This window comes from Flavobacterium sp. UGB4466, from assembly GCF_903469665.1.
In the GTDB taxonomy this organism is placed as follows: Bacteria; Bacteroidota; Bacteroidia; order Flavobacteriales; family Flavobacteriaceae; genus Flavobacterium; species Flavobacterium lipolyticum.
This window is the reverse complement of sequence record NZ_CAGKLC010000002.1, coordinates 69,251-86,783: the sequence shown is the minus strand read 5'-3', so window position 1 is coordinate 86,783 and position 17,533 is coordinate 69,251. Positions and strand designations below refer to the sequence as shown.

The 17,533-nt window shown below is 35.7% G+C and carries 14 protein-coding genes; 6 read left to right on the top strand and 8 right to left on the bottom strand.

Annotated elements, in window-relative coordinates; all coding sequences use genetic code 11:
• Positions 1–91: 91 nt before the first annotated feature.
• Both JO950_RS01100 and JO950_RS01095 read right to left on the bottom strand, forming a co-directional pair.
• A complete protein-coding gene (locus JO950_RS01100; RefSeq protein ID WP_202700667.1) occupies positions 92–2,779 on the bottom strand; it encodes a carboxypeptidase-like regulatory domain-containing protein in 2,688 nt (895 codons plus the stop codon).
• 30 nt (positions 2,780–2,809) lie between these two features.
• On the bottom strand, positions 2,810–3,709 hold the full coding sequence (locus tag JO950_RS01095; RefSeq protein ID WP_202700666.1) for a GLPGLI family protein: 900 nt from the start codon (positions 3,707–3,709) through the stop codon (positions 2,810–2,812).
• Positions 3,710–3,932: 223 nt separating this feature from the next.
• On the opposite strand from JO950_RS01095, the gene JO950_RS01090 reads away from it, so the two are divergent.
• The 4 genes from JO950_RS01090 (at position 3,933) to JO950_RS01075 (ending at position 6,211) form a co-directional block, all read left to right on the top strand.
• Positions 3,933–4,751, top strand: a complete 819-nt coding sequence (locus tag JO950_RS01090) for a hypothetical protein (RefSeq protein ID WP_202700665.1) — start codon at positions 3,933–3,935, stop codon at positions 4,749–4,751.
• A complete protein-coding gene (locus JO950_RS01085; RefSeq protein WP_017498354.1) occupies positions 4,751–5,365 on the top strand; it encodes a deoxynucleoside kinase in 615 nt (204 codons plus the stop codon). Before JO950_RS01090 ends, JO950_RS01085 begins: the two co-directional genes overlap by 1 nt.
• A gap of 175 nt (positions 5,366–5,540) precedes the next feature.
• Positions 5,541–5,837 carry a type II toxin-antitoxin system HigB family toxin gene (locus JO950_RS01080; protein WP_202700664.1) on the top strand — a complete coding sequence of 99 codons (297 nt, stop codon included), beginning with the start codon at positions 5,541–5,543 and terminating at the stop codon, positions 5,835–5,837.
• A gap of 5 nt (positions 5,838–5,842) precedes the next feature.
• On the top strand, positions 5,843–6,211 hold the full coding sequence (locus JO950_RS01075) for a type II toxin-antitoxin system HigA family antitoxin (RefSeq protein ID WP_202700663.1): 369 nt from the start codon (positions 5,843–5,845) through the stop codon (positions 6,209–6,211).
• A 238-nt stretch (positions 6,212–6,449) separates the two neighbouring features.
• On the opposite strand, the gene JO950_RS01070 is transcribed toward JO950_RS01075, so the two are convergent.
• From JO950_RS01070 to JO950_RS01045, 6 genes are all read right to left on the bottom strand, one after another.
• Entirely contained in the window at positions 6,450–9,002 is a 2,553-nt protein-coding gene (locus JO950_RS01070) for a sodium-translocating pyrophosphatase (RefSeq protein ID WP_202700662.1), read from the bottom strand.
• A 122-nt stretch (positions 9,003–9,124) separates the two neighbouring features.
• Positions 9,125–9,655, bottom strand: a complete 531-nt coding sequence (locus JO950_RS01065; RefSeq protein ID WP_017498356.1) for an inorganic diphosphatase — start codon at positions 9,653–9,655, stop codon at positions 9,125–9,127.
• Between the two features lie 110 nt (positions 9,656–9,765).
• Positions 9,766–10,365: a DNA-3-methyladenine glycosylase gene (locus tag JO950_RS01060; protein WP_202700661.1), complete on the bottom strand. Its 600-nt coding sequence runs from the start codon at positions 10,363–10,365 to the stop codon at positions 9,766–9,768.
• Between the two features lie 47 nt (positions 10,366–10,412).
• Positions 10,413–11,465: an acyltransferase gene (locus JO950_RS01055; protein WP_202700660.1), complete on the bottom strand. Its 1,053-nt coding sequence runs from the start codon at positions 11,463–11,465 to the stop codon at positions 10,413–10,415.
• Positions 11,466–11,499: 34 nt separating this feature from the next.
• Positions 11,500–14,001 carry a DUF5686 and carboxypeptidase-like regulatory domain-containing protein gene (locus JO950_RS01050; RefSeq protein ID WP_202700659.1) on the bottom strand — a complete coding sequence of 834 codons (2,502 nt, stop codon included), beginning with the start codon at positions 13,999–14,001 and terminating at the stop codon, positions 11,500–11,502.
• Positions 14,002–14,068: 67 nt separating this feature from the next.
• Positions 14,069–15,046 carry a pyruvate dehydrogenase complex E1 component subunit beta gene (locus JO950_RS01045; protein WP_202700658.1) on the bottom strand — a complete coding sequence of 326 codons (978 nt, stop codon included), beginning with the start codon at positions 15,044–15,046 and terminating at the stop codon, positions 14,069–14,071.
• 492 nt (positions 15,047–15,538) lie between these two features.
• Here JO950_RS01045 and JO950_RS01040 point away from each other — a divergent pair, with 492 nt between their 5' ends.
• Together JO950_RS01040 and JO950_RS01035 are read left to right on the top strand one after the other, a co-directional pair.
• Positions 15,539–16,285, top strand: coding sequence for an electron transfer flavoprotein subunit beta/FixA family protein (locus tag JO950_RS01040; RefSeq protein ID WP_017498361.1), 747 nt, complete (start codon positions 15,539–15,541; stop codon positions 16,283–16,285).
• Positions 16,286–16,430: 145 nt separating this feature from the next.
• Positions 16,431–17,399 (top strand): electron transfer flavoprotein subunit alpha/FixB family protein, encoded by a 969-nt coding sequence (locus tag JO950_RS01035; protein ID WP_202700657.1) that lies wholly within the window; start codon positions 16,431–16,433, stop codon positions 17,397–17,399.
• The last annotated feature ends 134 nt before the right edge of the window (positions 17,400–17,533 follow it).

Genomic DNA, 17,533 nt, shown 5'->3' with positions numbered 1-17,533 from the left:
GTTCAAAATTTTGGTTGTTAATATCGCGCGTAAAGATACCGTATTCTAATTAAAATCGAGTACTGAAAGTCCGTACTTTGTACTCAAAATACTATAAATTATATTTCATCGAAAAGATGATGTAACGGGCTTGTACCGTATATTGGGAAACCCTTGTAGAAAACTGTGAGAAGCTGTCGTCATTAAGGTACTTTGTATTTAAGAGGTTAGTAGCTGCAATTTTATACTCCCATTTGCTGTCCTTTTTTTGATAAATTAAACTGGCACTTAAAAAATCATATTCGTTATCCACCGTTTTGTTGCCGTTGTAATAATGGTAAAATTCATATTCCGAAACAAACGAGAAACTTTTCAGGAAGTAATAATCCAATCTGGCAAAAGGCTTATCCGTATAAAACGTTGATCCACTGTATTTGTTAATTAGTGCATTATATCCAAATTCGATGTTCGGAAAGTTTTTATAGTTTGTTGAAGCTCTTACGGTATAACTTTGACTAAAACTTTCGGTAGTTGCCAGTACGTTGTTCTGAATGTTATTGAATTTTGACCAATTGAAACTGGCGTTAACAGAAGCTTTATAGTTTTTCAGGAAAGAACGTCCGTAATTCCCCATTCCGGTAAAAGTTTCGTCGGCCAGGTTCGAATTATATGGCGATGAAGACTGGTTTATCCCTTCAAAATTTGCTTTTGTTTTGATAGCATCTACTTTTTTAGTATAGGTCGCATTGGCAAAAATATTCTCGAAATTGAACATGTTGTATTTGAAATAACGTAGTGAATGCACTTGCGATGTGGCATTCTCCAGATAACGGTTTCCTCTGAACAAACTGCTGTAATCGGACAAAACGTAGCCCGAAGCCAATTGATTGATATCGGTAAAATCGTTAGATAAAGAGAAATTATAAGTTAACGTTTCTGATTTTTTGATTTGATACAAGGCAAAAAAATCAGGCAATACTTTCATAAAGTTTTGCGAATAGCCGGTTCCTGATTGTGTATTTTTCATGTTGTAAGTATGCACACTGACTCCAGGGGTCAATGTAAATTTACCGGCAAGTATTTTATAGTGAAATCCCAGAAATGCATCATTAAAATTGTACTGTACCTGATTGTTATTCGTGGGATCATTCAGATCATTTTTAGTTCCATTGTCCAAAATCTGAAAAATATGAGAATTAAAATCCTGATACGAAAATGTATTTCCGAGCGTAATATTGATGTTACTTTTGGGTGTCACCATATAGTAGTAATCCAATTTAGCATCGATTTTATTGGTTTTTACGAACCGCTCCTGGTTCAAATCGTTTCTGTTTTGTCCGGAAATATAACCAGCCAGATCAAAGGGCTGCGTACGTAAGTTGGCATTGTAAAACGGATTTTCATCCTGATACAAATGCTGCATTTCAAAAGCGAAGATGTTTTTATCGCTCTGAGTGTAATAGAGACTCAAATCCTGATTTACCGAAGTTGGATCCTGTCTTTTATTGGTCAAAATGGTTTCCAAAGCCGAAATGTTACTCACAACTGATTCACGCAGCAGACTGGTATCTTCATTTTGTTTGGATAATTTGGTTAAGATATCGTAATCAAACTGGAATTTTTCGTTGGGTTTATAACTCGAACTGAGTTTAAAAAGTCCCAAATTATTTTTTTGATGCGTTAATTCATCCCTTTTTTGTTCGTTTCCGGAATCTAAAATAGTTGTTTTCGATTTGGTTTCGAGATCAGTTTTCGAAGTAGATAATATCCCAAAACCGCTGATGTTCCATTTTTTTGTAACGGTATAAGCAAAGTTTGTTGCCCCAAATTTCGTTTCAATTTCTTTAGCGCGATTGTTTCTCAAAATCGAAATTCCCAAATCATTAGACGAAACATTAAAATTGCTTCCTCCTTTTTTCATCATATTCTTAAATCCTCCTGTGAATTTAAAATAATCCTGTGCTGTAAGTGGCAACTCCCCAATATTATTAAAATTGGTAATGAGATTGATACTGTATTCCGGGCTGTAGTAAAACAATTTCGGATTGATGATATAACGGCTGTCAAGTTCTGCAACGCCAATCCCGGCGGTCACATCGCCAAACCAAAAGTTCTTTTTACCTTCCTTAAGTTTGATATTCATCGCGACATTGTCCTGATCGTTTTCCAGACCTTTTAGTGCTTTGACTTCATTGTAATTTCTCAGAACCTGAATTTTATCAATGGCATCGGCCGGAATATTTTTAACCCCGAGTTTCGTATCCCCATCAAAAAAGTCTTTTCCTTCGACCATTAATTTACTGACTTTTTTGCCTTCGACTTCAATCTCTCCATCGGCATTTACCTCAACACCCGGCAGTTTTTTCAATACATCTTCCAGCTTTTTTTCGGTTCCGGATTTAAAAGAATCGGCATTGTAAACGATAGTATCGCCTTTAATCGACACCGGCATTTCACGCACTATCTCAACACCCTCTAATTCAATTCCGGCATCGTCCATCACTATATTCTGGGCGATATTCGCGGTTTGGGTTGAAATCGCAATTTCTTTTGATTTCATCCCGAGGTAACTTATCTTGATGGAATAAGAAGTATTAGGCTTCAATGTCAGCTGAAACTTTCCTTTGTCATTGGTAATTCCGTACGAATCCATAGCTTTTGTAGCCGTATTAACCGCCATCACATTGGCCATTTCCAATGGATTCTTTTTTTCGTCCTGAATAAAACCATCAAAACGTACAGTTTGGGCAACACAAAGAGACGTCATTAAAAAAATAACGAAAACAAATATATTTTTCATTGGAAAAAGCTAAAAATGATGTGCTATAAATTAACGTCTTATCAATACCGGACCACCTCCCGGACCGCCTTCACGACCGCGGTTCATTTCTCTCAACTCTTCCATTTTTTTTATGACCGTTTCGTCATAGTCCTTCTGCGAAATCACCTTCCCTTTTTTTGAAGGTTTGATTTCAATTTTATCTTTGGCATTCAATACAATTTTAGAACATAGAATAGTAGTTCTTCCATCATTTACTTCAAGTATTAAACCCGGTAATCCCCAATAATTCTCAGGTCCCTGATTTACCGGAATCTCCGGCGAGTACCAGGCAGTTATAATAATCTCTTTGGGCATTTCGAAATTATCCGCAAAATTGGTCTTCGTTTCTCCGGAAGCCTTACCGCTATCGTCTTTTTTCTCCTCTTTGTTTTTAGGTCTGAGATTCCTAAAATCTGTTTTGCTGGCTTCTTTTACTGCTGTGGCTTTATAACAAGTGTATCCACCAATTTGTTTCGTTTCAGATTCCATTTTCCAGTTTAACTTCGGCAGGGAATCTATTACCAGAAATTCTTTACCCATAAATTCCTTATCTACCGTGTAGGTTTTGGCTTTGACATCTTTATAAAAAGTTCCTCCACCGCCCATAAAGGAATTCACCATAACCCTCATTCCACCTCCTTGTTGCCCTGGGGTTTCCAATTTTTCTTCTTCCTTATAAATAGAAGCCGATTTATCAAAATTCAGAACAAATGTTTTTTCGAGCATTTTCTTCATTCGCTCTTCCATGTTCTTTTGCATTTCGGGTGTAATTTCACGATTCGCACGTATTTCTCCCATTTTTGGAGCCTGTGTTTTCGATTCGTAAACGGCCATTCCCTGAAAATCTTTCTGAGCCTGCATCTGTGTGATTACAAGCATCAACGACATATAATAGATTGCTTTTTTCATTGTGTTATCTTTAAAAGTGAATTTGGTCTAATAAACTTATACTCAAATGTATTGTTTATTTTAAAATGCAAAAAATTAAATAGATCAACTCCCTTAAGATATAGATAAAATCAATTATTTATCAGACCATTACAATTCCGAAAGCGGCAAAATCTAAATAACAGCGTTTTGCGCCATTTCTACTGTAGTTTTTTGTAATTTGGCTCTTAGAAACGTAAACATCATGAACAGAGCAACACATCCTTTTCTTTTATCCTTTCTTTTTGTGATCTGTTCTTTCTCAACTGTCTTTTCGCAAAACCTAAAAATAAAGGCAGTCCCAGTCTCTCATTTTGCTAATAATATCGATCAGTTTTTAGGCTATGATTCGTTTGGATACTATTATCAAATCAAAAATAATGTCTTCTCCAAAATCAAAGAAAAAGAGGTTTTCGAATATAAAAATGTTTCTCTCGGAACGATCACGAAAGTCGACTTACAGAATCCGCTTAAAATAGTTTTGTTTTACGAAAACTTCAATACAGTGGTTTTACTCGACAATCAACTGAATAAAATTACTGAAATTAATTTTTCGTTTAGCAACACCCCAATTATCGTTTCGGCAATTGGAATGTCAGCGCAAAATCAATTGTGGATTTACAATTCTTTAAATCAGCAAATTGGTCTTTTTGATTATCTGAATAATGAATATAAAACGGTTTCTACACCATTAACAGAACCTATAAAATATTACCTGACCGATTTCAATACTTTTTATTGGATTGACAAAAAAAACAATTGGTTCTCGTGTACCATTTTCGGAAAAATAACGGCTTTGGGCAAAATCCCCGAATATGATGCTGTCGAAATTATGAACCATCATCAATATCTTTTCAGCAAGGCTAATTTGTTGTATTTTAAAGATATTACAAGTCCGGAATCCAATGCATTTTCTGAAATTGAGATTTTAGAAAAATCCTTCGACAAATTCTATTACAAAGACCAAATTTTATCTATTTTTACAGCTAAAGAAATCACAAATTATAAAATCGTAACACCGTAATGCACATAGCGATAGCAGGAAATATAGGAGCCGGAAAAACTACTTTAACTAAATTGTTGGCGAAACATTTTAAATGGGAGCCTCATTACGAAGATGTAGTTGACAATCCGTATTTAGATGATTTTTACCATCAAATGGAGCGTTGGTCGTTCAATCTTCAGATTTATTTTCTAAACAGTCGTTTCCGCCAGATATTACAAATTCGCGAAAGCGGAAAGAAAATTATTCAGGACAGAACCATTTATGAAGATGCCCATATTTTTGCTCCCAACCTGTATTCTATGGGATTGATGACAAGTCGTGACTTCGAAAATTACACTTCTCTTTTTGAATTAATGGAGTCATTAGTAAAAGCTCCTGATTTGTTAATTTACCTGAGAAGCTCTATCCCAAATCTGGTAGGACAGATTCACAAACGCGGACGTGATTACGAAAATTCTATTTCAATTGACTATTTAAGTCGTCTGAACGAAAGATATGAAGCGTGGATACAAACATACACTAAAGGAAAATTATTGATTATTGATGTTGACAATATTAATTTCGTAGATAATCCGGAAGACTTAGGAAACATCATTAACAGAATTGATGCTGAATTAAACGGACTGTTCTAGAAACACGAATTTCACAAATTTACACCAATGAAAATGCCTCTAAATATTTAGAGGCATTTTTTGTTATTTAAAGTTTTAATACTCCTTTTACTTGTAAACAATAACCTACTTTTGTTTCGTTTTTTAAAAACTTTTCCCGAATTGGGAAAAAACACTTATCTTTGTCTAATCCATTATGAGAATAATAGCCAAAAGAACCTTGCAAAATTTTTGGGAATGTTTCCCAAATGCAAAACAACAGTTGTTATCATGGTATCAAATCTTTGATAAAAATAATTTTGATAATTCGAATACTATAAAAGCAATCTTCGGTTCTGCAGATTTTGTTGGCCATAATAAAGTCGTTTTTAATATTTGTGGAAATCATTATCGCTTAATTGTAAAAATTAATTATGAAACTCAAATTGTCTACATTCTATTTGTGGGTACCCACCGTGATTATGACAAGCTTGACGATATTAAAAACTTATAAGTAATATGGAAATACGACCTATTAAAACGGAACACGATTATGATCTTGCTTTAGAACGTGTAAATGCTATTTTTGATGCGAAACCCAATACGGATGAAGGTGATGAATTAGATATCTTGGTTACACTCATAGAAAAATACGAACAAATAAATTATCCCATTCCGGAACCTGACCCAATTGAAGCCATTAAATTTATGATGGAACAAAATGGAATTACAGACGCCGATTTAGGGGTTATTTTAAACAGTCGCTCAAGAGTATCCGAAATTTTTAAACGAAAAAGAGCCCTAACCTTAAACCAAATCAGGATTTTAACAGAAGTACTTCATATTCCGGCTTCAACCTTAATTAAAGAATATGCTTTAAATCCATAAAAAAATGCCTCTAAATATTTAGAGGCATTTTTTTATGGATTTATATGTTTCGAACCTACGGTTCTTTGTTTTGTGTGTTTATTTCGAAACCGGATTAAAATCCGGTTCTACAAAATAGGTCGAGCCGATGGCTCTTTTTTTCGGAAATACTCATCGAAAAATACGAAGAAATACATTATCCGATTCCGAAACCTAATTTATCCTAACAGGTTTTAAAAAACTATTAGGATAAATATACTTATTTCACAGCTTCAATTTTGGCTTTTACTTCGGCTTCTGTTCCTTCAAAAACTTCTGTAGTGGTTTTACCGTTTTCGGTTTTGGTTACAGTTCCCACTGTAACACCATTAACCGTAGACAGGTTTACTTCTACTCTTTTTTTACTGTATTGGGTAGTATCAAAACGATCTGTTTTTTGATGAACGTATTTTCCATTAGCATCATAATGCGCCAGACATTTTGCTGTTTCTTCGGCAGAACATCCTTTTTCTTTGCACATTTGGGCACATTCTTCTTTAGTCATCTTCGAGAAATCTCCACATTTAGAATCTCCTGCAACGTGGATTTCCATTTTTTTGCAGCAGGAACCTTTTTCCATCATTCCCGAAGACGAATGTCCTTCTCCTAAAATAGGTGCAATTACCAAACCGATCAAACAAGTCAGTTTAATCAAGATATTCATAGAAGGACCTGATGTGTCTTTAAATGGATCTCCAACGGTATCTCCCGTTACCGCTGCTTTGTGCGCATCCGATCCTTTGTACGTCATTTCGCCATTGATTAAAACTCCGGCTTCAAATGATTTTTTCGCATTATCCCAGGCACCACCGGCATTATTTTGAAAAACTGCCCAAAGTACTCCGGAAACCGTCACTCCCGCCATATATCCTCCTAACATCTCAGCAATTAACTGATTGTTGTCTGCATAAACCAGTTTACCTAATAATACAATTGCAATTGGGAAACCAATCGTTAAAATCCCAGGCAGCATCATTTCGCGTAAAGCGGCTTTCGTTGAGATTTCAACGCATTTACCGTATTCAGGTTTTCCAGTTCCTTCCATAATCCCCGGAATCTCTTTAAACTGTCGACGTACTTCATACACCATATCCATCGCCGCTTTTCCAACAGAATTCATCGCCAATGCCGAGAAAACAACAGGAATCATTCCCCCCACAAACAACATGGCTAAAACCGGTGCTTTAAAAATATTGATTCCGTCAATTCCGGTAAAAGTTACATAAGCTGCAAATAATGCCAAAGACGTTAAAGCTGCTGAGGCAATAGCAAAACCTTTTCCGGTTGCAGCGGTTGTATTTCCTACTGAATCTAAAATATCGGTTCTGGTTCGTACTTCTTTAGGCAATTCACTCATTTCAGCTATTCCTCCTGCATTGTCGGAGATTGGGCCAAAAGCATCGATCGCCAATTGCATGGCTGTAGTAGCCATCATTGCTGAAGCCGCCAAAGCTACCCCGTAAAATCCTGCTAACGCATAGGAAATCCAGATTGCTACCGCAAACAATAAAACGGTTGGAAAAGTCGAAATCATTCCGGTTGCCAAACCTGCAATTACATTTGTTCCCGCGCCTGTTGATGATTTTTGTACAATGGCCAAAACCGGTTTTGTCCCTAATCCCGTGTAATACTCCGTAACGGATGAAATTGCTCCACCCACTACTAAACCGACCAAAGTGGCATAGAAAACTCGCATAGAAGATATCTGCTGCGATCCTTCTCCGAAGAATTCCATCGTCATTACTTCCGGTAACATGTGCTGTACTAAAAAGAAACAGGCAATTGCTGTAAGAACAATAGAAACCCAGTTTCCTATATTTAATGCTTTTTGTACCTGCGCTTCTTTGGCATTATCATCTGTTATTTTTACCAGTGTAGTTCCGATAATCGAGAATAAAATTCCGAAACCGGCAATAGCCATTGGAAGCAAAATTGGTCCGATTCCTCCAAAAGCATCCGCGATATTGCCTCCCATATCTTTAATCACATAGTTCCCTAAAACCATTGCCGCCAGAACTGTCGCTACATACGAACCAAACAAATCGGCTCCCATACCGGCAACATCTCCTACGTTATCTCCTACGTTATCGGCAATTGTAGCCGGATTACGAGGGTCATCTTCCGGAATTCCGGCTTCTACTTTACCCACTAAATCAGCGCCCACATCGGCAGCTTTGGTGTAAATTCCTCCACCTACTCTCGCAAACAAAGCAATAGATTCGGCACCAAGTGAAAAACCTGCCAGTGTTTCCAGAACAATAGTCATCGTTTCGGTATCTTTCCATACGCCACCTGATAATATATTAAAGAAGATAATAAAGAAACCTGTAAGTCCTAACACGGCTAAACCTGCAACACCAAGTCCCATTACGGTTCCTCCGCCAAACGAAACTTTCAAAGCCTGCGGTAAACTCGTACGGGCAGCCTGCGTGGTTCTAACATTTGTTTTTGTTGCTATTTTCATCCCGATATTACCGGCATAAGCCGAAAATAAGGCTCCAAATATAAAAGCGACTACTATTAATAAATGCGTTTTAACTCCCGGAATAAAAGTAATTCCGGCCAATGCAATACTGGCAATAATTACAAAAATGGTCAATAATTTATATTCTGCTTTTAAAAAGGCGAGGGCTCCCTCGTAAATGTGATCTGAAATCTCTTTCATTTTTCCGTCGCCCGCATCTTGTTTTAAAACCCAAGCCCTTTTTATTCCCATGAAAAGTAATCCTAAAATTGCCATAACGATTGGCAAATAAATCATAAATGCATTCATAATCTAGTAATGGTTTTTTGGTTAATAGTTAAAAGTCAATAAACTAACTCAAACGAATTTAAACAAAAAAGCAATACTCCTGACGGTAGTATTGCTTTTTTTATAATTGGGCGGCTTATAAATTATTTAATGCTAAATAATCCTTCCGGTTTGTTTTCAATATCATCAAAACGTTTTGTACACTCTGCAATAATAGCATAAGCTTCGTTTACGTCTCCCCATCCTTCTACATCCACTTTTTTGTTTTCAAGATCTTTGTATACCTGAAAGAAGTGCTCGATTTCTTTTACTAAGTGTCCGTTGATATCGGAAAGATCATTTAATGAATTCCAGATTGGGTCAGAAACTGGTACACAAATAATTTTTTCGTCTGGTCCTTTATCATCTGCCATATGGAAAACACCAATTGGTTTTACTTCCATAACACATCCAGGGAAAGTTGGTTCGTTTACTAAAACCAATACATCAAGAGGATCACCATCAAGAGCTAAAGTTTCCGGAATAAATCCGTAATCAGCCGGGTACATCATTGAAGAGAATAACATTCTGTCGAAACGCATTCTTTTAATTTCAAAATCGTACTCGTATTTATTTCTGCTTCCTCTTGGTATTTCGATTAACACATCGAAAGTTGTTAGTTTGTCTGCGGTCATTTTTGTTTTTTATTATTTCTATAATTTCGACTGCAAAAGTAACTAAAGAATCCCTTTTTACAATAAAAAACTGCATTTATCTCCTCACTTTTCTTTTAAAAAACAGGGAGTTAATACGTAATCTTTCTATTTCTTTTGTTTAGATAATAATGCCAAAGTAAATAGGTGGCATAAGACCGATACGGACTCCATTGTTCCGCGTGAATTTCCATTTCCTTTTTGTCGTGAATATTCAATAATTCTTTAATGGTGTTGACAACTGCAATATCTCCCAACGGAATCAAATCGGGTTCCTGAAGACAGAACATCAGATAAATATCAATCGTCCAGTTTCCGATTCCTTTCAGTTTAATAAGCTCTTCACGAACTTCTTTTGCCGATTTTGTAGCCAGACTTTCGATGTCCAGTTCTTTACTCAAAACGGCTTCTGCCAATATCTTAATGTATTTCGTCTTTTGACGGCTCACTCCTAAATTCCGAAACTCTTCATCCGATAACTCCACCATATTTTCAGGGCTACAGGCCCTATAAGCCTTTATCTTTAAAAACGTAGCTTTTGCGGAATCTATCGAAACCTGCTGCTCTAAAATAAGCAATACCAGAGTCTCAAAACCTTGCGGGCGTTTTGGAATTGGTGGCAATCCGTATTTGTCGATAATTTCCAGAAAGACAGGGTTTCTGGCAGATAGAAAATCGATAGCTTCCTGCATAACTTTGTTTTAAGAATACTCAAAATTAAACAAAATTACGGGAATCATTACCCTGAAATGTATTGCCCGTAAGGAAGTTTATTCACCGCATAAATAATAACAGAAGAAAGGAACAAACACAATAACGTTGTAATAGGAATAGCCAAAACCGGATTTATAAAATCATAATCGATTCCTGAAGACACCAGAAACCGCAAAACCAAAATATGAACCAGATAAATACCGTAACTATATTTATTGATAAAACCAATCACCCGTACCAGTACCGGATTTGTAATTTGTGAATTTTTAAAGAAAATAAACAATCCAATAGAGACCAGCATCACATTAAAAGTCAGATAGCCATAGAAATATTCATTAAAACAATCTTCTGCTATCGACAGAAAATAAGTCCCGAAAATGGTGATAATGGCTCCAAAAGAAAGCAAGAGTACAGAAATCTGTTTGAGTCTTCGGGCATCGTATTGAAATGACTTGACCGACAAATAATAGCCCAAAACCAGATAGCCTAAAAAACCTGTAAAATAGGTCAGGTCCACATTGATTCTGAACTTAGAAAAAATAGGCTGATTGATCATTAGAGCAAAAATCCAAATGGCCAGAAAATACAATATCTCTTTTTCATTGGCATTCTGAATCCACTTGCTGAGAATCGGGATAAAAAGATAAATCCCAATAACCATATAAATATACCATAAATGAAAGGAACTCCCTCCGATAATAAGTGTAAAGGCACGCTTAAAAATATCGACAAATGCTTTTTCAGATTCTAACAAAAATTCGCTTCTGACCGTTAACAGAACATAAAAAAGACTCCAGAATAAGAAAGGTAAAATAATTCTCGAGAACTTTTTTCTCAGAAAATCATTCAGTTCGTATTTTTTGTTCAGCATTAATGCTCCGGTAAGCATCAAAAAAACCGGTACACAAAAACGGACAAGACCGTCGTAAACATTACCTGTCCACCAGGTAAAATTGGATATATGACCGTACTGATAGAGAATATCACAGGCTACATGCACTACGATCACGCTGATGGTGGCTAAAACTCTAAGATTATTTGTCCAATTTAGATTCTTACTTTCTATAGTTATACTCATAGAAACTAAATTAAGAAAAAATCTGACAATTTATCTAAAAATAAAAACCAAATGAACCTTTTATCGCAAATTTGCTTGCATCCGGCATATTGAGGTAATTCCCTCTCCAGGAGAAGTCAAGACGAAATACTTTGAATATATTTCCAATTCCGGCATTGTATTCCCAATACACATTTTCGGGTGCATTATAAGGTAAGCCCGAAGCATTAATGGCACGATTGGCATCCGAAATGGTTCCATGTACCGCTCTCACTCCTACAAATTCTCTCCAGTTTAATTTTCTCATGAATGGAATTCTTGCAAACAGCCTTCCTCCAAAATCATGATTCCATTGTAAAGTAGTATACTGATCGGTTACAAACTCGTAGAAATTTAAGTTACTGAATGTGTTCTCGATAGTAAAATAAGTCTGGTTTCCGGGTATTACACTCATTAATCCCAGCGGAATTGTACCAAAGGTTTTTCCTGTTTCAATGATAATATTGGATCTTCCTAACGGGCCAATGATAATAGGCTGCTTATAAAACAATTGAACTTTTTGATAAGCAAAATCACTGTTTAAAACCCCTTTTAAACCATAGCTAAAATTAATAAAGAAATGACTAAAAGGACTGTCAACAATATTTCGCTCTACTCCAAAACCGATAGTTTTACGATTAGGCATAAACTCAAACTGAATGTTCGCTTCTGACTGTGTTACCTTATTGGCTATTACACCAGCCGGATTTGCCGCTGTTGGCAAAGTAGTATAATAGTCTAAACTAAAAGTAGGAGAAGCCGATTCTAAAGTTCTATAGGAAACTCCAGCCTGAACAACAAAATTCTTAAGAGGCTCCATTTCAAGGGAAACATTGCTCAGATTTATGTTCGTCAATTTTCCATTACTTCCTGTGGTAAATAAGGCGGAAGAAGCAAAACTTCGTCCTAAAATATCATTGGTAGTCGTTAAACTTGCACCAATTTGTTCGATATCGCGCCTGTTTCCTCCAGAGATAATGACACGGTTTTTCTTGTCCACCATCCATTTTCCGGAAACTCCGTATTTGAATTTATTATCGTCAAAACCATATGCTGTATAGGCTTGTATACGCCAAGGGTCGTTCGGTCCAAAATATGTCCTTCCTCCTGCACGCAATCGCAATCCTTCAACTTCATTATAACCGAATGTTGAAAAGATAGGTCCAAAATCGAAATTCTTAAACTCAACATAACCACTTCCCAGAATAGAAACTAAGCTATAGAGTTGCTTGAATCTTTTGACAGTTTGCAACGTGTCGAGCATTTTATAAATACCCGCCTCATCCTTATTGAGTTTTTCAAAACGGTTTTCATTCCAAAACTCATCCGATTTCGTATAGACAGAATTATCAATAAAATTAACTTCCTGCTTATAAAAACTTTCCGGTTTCTGAAGATTGAATTTATGATCTTTATATAATGTGGTTCGCTTTCCGTAAACCCCTTTTGATTTTTCCTTTTTGTTCAAAGCAAAATCAGACATCATATAATCACGGGTCAGAAGAAATACAGAATCATTCTCAACCTCAAATTCCTGTTCGATATAAATGTCTTTTACCCAGTTAATATTGGCACTTTTAGTAACGGCCATATTAATTTTTTTGATCGCAAAAGTGGTATCATTTACCCAAAAATCCCCTTTAAAAGTCAGTTCATTTTTACGTCTTGGATAAAAAACGATATTATAACACCATTTTTTATCGACATATGCACTGTCTTTTAAAACATAATTGTAGACGTCAATTCCGGTTCTGGAAAGCGGACTTGTAAAGCTCTTATCGAAAAATTTAAGGTGATTGTCGTAAATATTATAATCGGAGTACAGATCTTTTACAAAAGACAAAATCTGCTGATTACCATTAAACCCTGAAGTTTTATTTCCGGTCAGATTCTCCTTTGTTTTCTTTAATTTATTATCTCCGTACACATCATAAAGAGATTCACTAATAAAAATTGGCAGATACGTTTTCCCGGTAACTTCTGATGTATCAACATGCTGGAACACAAACTCCATTCCTTTGAAGAGTTTATTCTTCATAAAAGCACTATCAATCGTGTTCATATCAAACTCGACTTTTTCATACTTCTGCATTTGATACTGACTGAATTGGTACAGTCCGTTCTTGCGTTTACGTTCCCAGATTTTTCTCAGAATATCCAGCGCAGGATTGTTTTTCTTAGAGGTTTTTCCGGTAAAAATAACGACTTCATTCAGTGCTTCAGCTTCGCTTAAAACGATCTTAAAGTCATAGTTTACGGCTTTTTCCAGCGTAACCTCCCGATCTGAAAATCCTGCCGAACTTACTAATAAGGTCGTGTAAGTATTAGGCGATTCGAGATAAAAACGTCCGTCTTCATTCGAAACAATTCCCGTATTCGATCCTTTAAAAACAACATTGGCAAACGGAATCGGCTGATTCGATTTGTCTAAAACAATTCCACTCACTTTAGTTTGTGCAGCAACGCCACCCACTAGTGCGAGTACAAAAAATAAGCTGAGTAAAATTATTCTTTTCATAATCCTGCAAAAAAAAACTTCATCAATTAACATGACTGATGAAGTTTTATAAGTATCGTTTAATTTACTATTTGTACATTACTTTCTTTACTGCTTTTACTACATCACCAGCATTTGGCAACCAATCTTTTAGTAAAACAGGAGAATATGGTGCAGGTGCATCGGCAGTCGTAATACGCTGAATTGGCGCATCAAGAAAATCGAATGCTTGTTCCTGAACGATATAAGTAATCTCAGATGAAATACTTGCAAATGGCCAAGCCTCTTCTAAAACTACTAAACGGTTTGTTTTTCTTACAGAAGCAAGAATAGTTTCTTTATCCATTGGACGAACTGTTCTTAAATCGATAATCTCACAAGAGATTCCTTCTTTAGCCAATTCATCAGCAGCGATAAAAGCTTCTTTGATAATTTTACCAAAAGAAACAATTGTAACGTCTTTTCCTTCACGTTTAATATCGGCAACTCCTAATGGAATTGTATATTCTCCGTCCGGCACCTCACCTTTGTCGCCATACATTTGCTCAGATTCCATAAAAATTACTGGGTCATTATCACGAATAGCAGATTTTAAAAGTCCTTTTGCATCATAAGGAGTTGAAGGCACAACCACTTTAAGTCCCGGAGTATTAGCAAACCAGTTTTCTAAAGCTTGAGAGTGAGTTGCTCCTAATTGACCTGCAGAAGCAGTTGGTCCACGAAAAACGATAGGCACATTAAATTGTCCACCTGTCATTTGACGCATTTTAGCAGCATTATTTATAATTTGATCAATACCTACTAAACAAAAGTTGAAAGTCATATACTCAACAATAGGACGACAGCCATTCATTGCTGATCCTACTGCAATTCCTGTAAAACCAAGCTCAGCAATTGGAGTATCGATTACTCTTTTTTCACCAAACTCAGCAAGCATTCCTTTTGAAGCTTTGTAAGCTCCGTTGTATTCTGCAACTTCTTCGCCCATTAAATATATGGATTCATCGTGACGCATTTCTTCGCTCATCGCTTCACAAATGGCCTCTCTAAATTGTATTGTTCTCATATTTATATTGTATGTTGAATTTTCTGAAGAGCAAAAATAAATATTTTAAATCACTTAAAAGCATAAATTGAATTTAAAATCACACGAACTTCCGTCTCTCCTGCGCTTTTAACTTTTTCAAATTTATTGTGATAATTACGAAATCGATGTAATTAACGTTTTTTCACTTAAAAACTTTTTTTCAGCCCAACTTCCCTCTCTAATGTCAGACTTCACTTCAGTAAAATTCCTACTAACTAACGTAACAATCGAAATTATAGTATAATCCACAACAAATTTAACAGTTCGAGCAACCCCTGTTTTACAAAATCCCTAAGAATCAGGAAACATCAATGCATTATCACTATTCAATAACGACGAACGGCTTTCCTTATTCCATAATCTGCGAAAACGTAATAGTTTTTAAAAAATATTATGCATGCATAGTATATTATTTCGATTTTAATTTCTAAATTTGTGGAAGCGTTTTATAATTTATCAAAATATATACTTATGAAAATATTAGTTTGCATCAGCCATGTGCCTGATACTACTTCAAAAATTAACTTCTCCAATGGTGACTCAGAATTCGATACCAATGGCGTTCAATATGTAATTAATCCTAATGACGAGTTTGGTCTTACACGTGCAATCTGGTTTCAGGAGCAACAAGGTGCAACAGTAACTGTTGTAAATGTTGGAGGACCTGATACAGAGCCTACTTTACGTAAAGCTTTGGCAATTGGTGCAAACGAAGCAATTCGTGTAAATGCCAACCCAACTGATGGTTTTTTTGTTGCAAAACAATTGGCTGAAGTAATTAAAAATGGTGGTTATGATTTAGTAATTGCCGGAAAAGAATCTTTAGATTATAATGGTGGAATGGTTCCTGGAATGATTGCAGGAATTTTAGGTTCTAACTTTTTAAATTCTTGTACTTCGATCACTGTTGAAGGCAGTAATGTAAAAGCAGTTCGTGAAATCGATGGTGGAAAAGAAACTGTAAGCACTACTTTACCTTTAATCATTGGTGGTCAAAAAGGTCTTGTTGAAGAAAAAGACTTACGTATTCCAAACATGAGAGGAATCATGACAGCAAGAACAAAAGCGTTAACTATTCTTGAACCAGTTGATGCTCCGGTAAACACAAAAGCGGTAAAATTTGAAAAACCAGCTCCTAAATCAGCAGTAAAATTAGTTTCTCCTGATAATTTAGATGAATTAATCAATTTATTACACAACGAGGCTAAGGTGATCTAAGATTGTAGACTTTAGACTTTAGATTTTAGATTGCAATACTAAATCTAAAACCAACAATTGATTCACTTCAAAATCTAAAATCAATAATCATTTTAGATTTCAATTCTAAAAATCTGAAATCTAAAATCTAAAATCTAAAATTATTATGTCAATATTAATATATGCAGAATCTGCAGAAGGAAAATTTAAAAAAGTAGCTTTTGAACTAGCTTCTTACGCTAAAAAAGTAGCCGAAACTTTAGGAACAACTGTTACCGCTTTAACCGTAAACATTAGTGACGTTAGCGAATTATCAAAATACGGAGTTGATAAAGTATTAAAAGTAAACAACGATAAATTAGCCGGTTTTACCGCTAAGGCTTATGCCGATGTGATCAAACAAGCCGCTGAAAAAGAAGCTACAAAAGTAGTTTTACTTTCTTCTACAACAGACAGTATTTACCTTTCTTCATTAGTAGCTGTAGCTTTAAACGCTGGTTTCGCTTCAAATGTGGTTGGATTGCCGGTTAGCACTTCTCCTTTTCAGGTAAAAAGAAATGCTTTCTCTAACAAAGCTTTCAATATTACTGAAATCACTACAGAGGTAAAAGTTCTTGGTCTTGCTAAAAACTCTTACGGAATTTTCGAAAGTGCAGGATCTGCAACCGAAGAAGATTTCAACCCAACAATTGGAGACAACGATTTTGGAGTAAAAGTAGAATCTGTAGAAAAAGTAACCGGAAAAGTTTCTATCGCCGATGCTGATGTCGTAGTTTCAGGCGGACGTGGACTAAAAGGCCCTGAAAACTGGGGATTAGTTGAAGATCTTGCTTCTGTATTAGGCGCCGCAACAGCTTGTTCTAAACCGGTTTCTGACTTAGGATGGAGACCTCACAGCGAGCACGTTGGACAAACCGGAAAACCGGTTGCCACTAATTTATACATTGCAATAGGAATTTCTGGTGCTATTCAGCACATTGCAGGTATCAACTCATCAAAAGTAAAAGTGGTAATCAACAACGATCCTGAAGCTCCTTTCTTTAAAGTAGCTGATTACGGAGTAGTTGGAGATGCTTTCGAAATTGTACCGCAATTAATTGAGAAATTAAAAGCTTTTAAAGCACAACATTCTTAATTTAAAAATTCTCTTTAAAAATATAGCTACCTAAAAACAAGATAATCGTATCTTTGTTTTAGGTAGCTTTTTTGTTCCATATTTTTTGATTAAAATTGCACCTTTATTTTTCAATCAAAAAAAGTATCAAAATG

Coding starts and splice junctions, on each gene's coding strand:
- JO950_RS01100 (WP_202700667.1), bottom strand. CDS start 2,779: ATGAAAAATATATTTGTTTTCGTTATTTTTTTAATGACGTCTCTTTGT.
- JO950_RS01095 (WP_202700666.1), bottom strand. CDS start 3,709: ATGAAAAAAGCAATCTATTATATGTCGTTGATGCTTGTAATCACACAG.
- JO950_RS01090 (WP_202700665.1), top strand. CDS start 3,933: ATGAACAGAGCAACACATCCTTTTCTTTTATCCTTTCTTTTTGTGATC.
- JO950_RS01085 (WP_017498354.1), top strand. CDS start 4,751: ATGCACATAGCGATAGCAGGAAATATAGGAGCCGGAAAAACTACTTTA.
- JO950_RS01080 (WP_202700664.1), top strand. CDS start 5,541: ATGAGAATAATAGCCAAAAGAACCTTGCAAAATTTTTGGGAATGTTTC.
- JO950_RS01075 (WP_202700663.1), top strand. CDS start 5,843: ATGGAAATACGACCTATTAAAACGGAACACGATTATGATCTTGCTTTA.
- JO950_RS01070 (WP_202700662.1), bottom strand. CDS start 9,002: ATGAATGCATTTATGATTTATTTGCCAATCGTTATGGCAATTTTAGGA.
- JO950_RS01065 (WP_017498356.1), bottom strand. CDS start 9,655: ATGACCGCAGACAAACTAACAACTTTCGATGTGTTAATCGAAATACCA.
- JO950_RS01060 (WP_202700661.1), bottom strand. CDS start 10,365: ATGCAGGAAGCTATCGATTTTCTATCTGCCAGAAACCCTGTCTTTCTG.
- JO950_RS01055 (WP_202700660.1), bottom strand. CDS start 11,465: ATGAGTATAACTATAGAAAGTAAGAATCTAAATTGGACAAATAATCTT.
- JO950_RS01050 (WP_202700659.1), bottom strand. CDS start 14,001: ATGAAAAGAATAATTTTACTCAGCTTATTTTTTGTACTCGCACTAGTG.
- JO950_RS01045 (WP_202700658.1), bottom strand. CDS start 15,046: ATGAGAACAATACAATTTAGAGAGGCCATTTGTGAAGCGATGAGCGAA.
- JO950_RS01040 (WP_017498361.1), top strand. CDS start 15,539: ATGAAAATATTAGTTTGCATCAGCCATGTGCCTGATACTACTTCAAAA.
- JO950_RS01035 (WP_202700657.1), top strand. CDS start 16,431: ATGTCAATATTAATATATGCAGAATCTGCAGAAGGAAAATTTAAAAAA.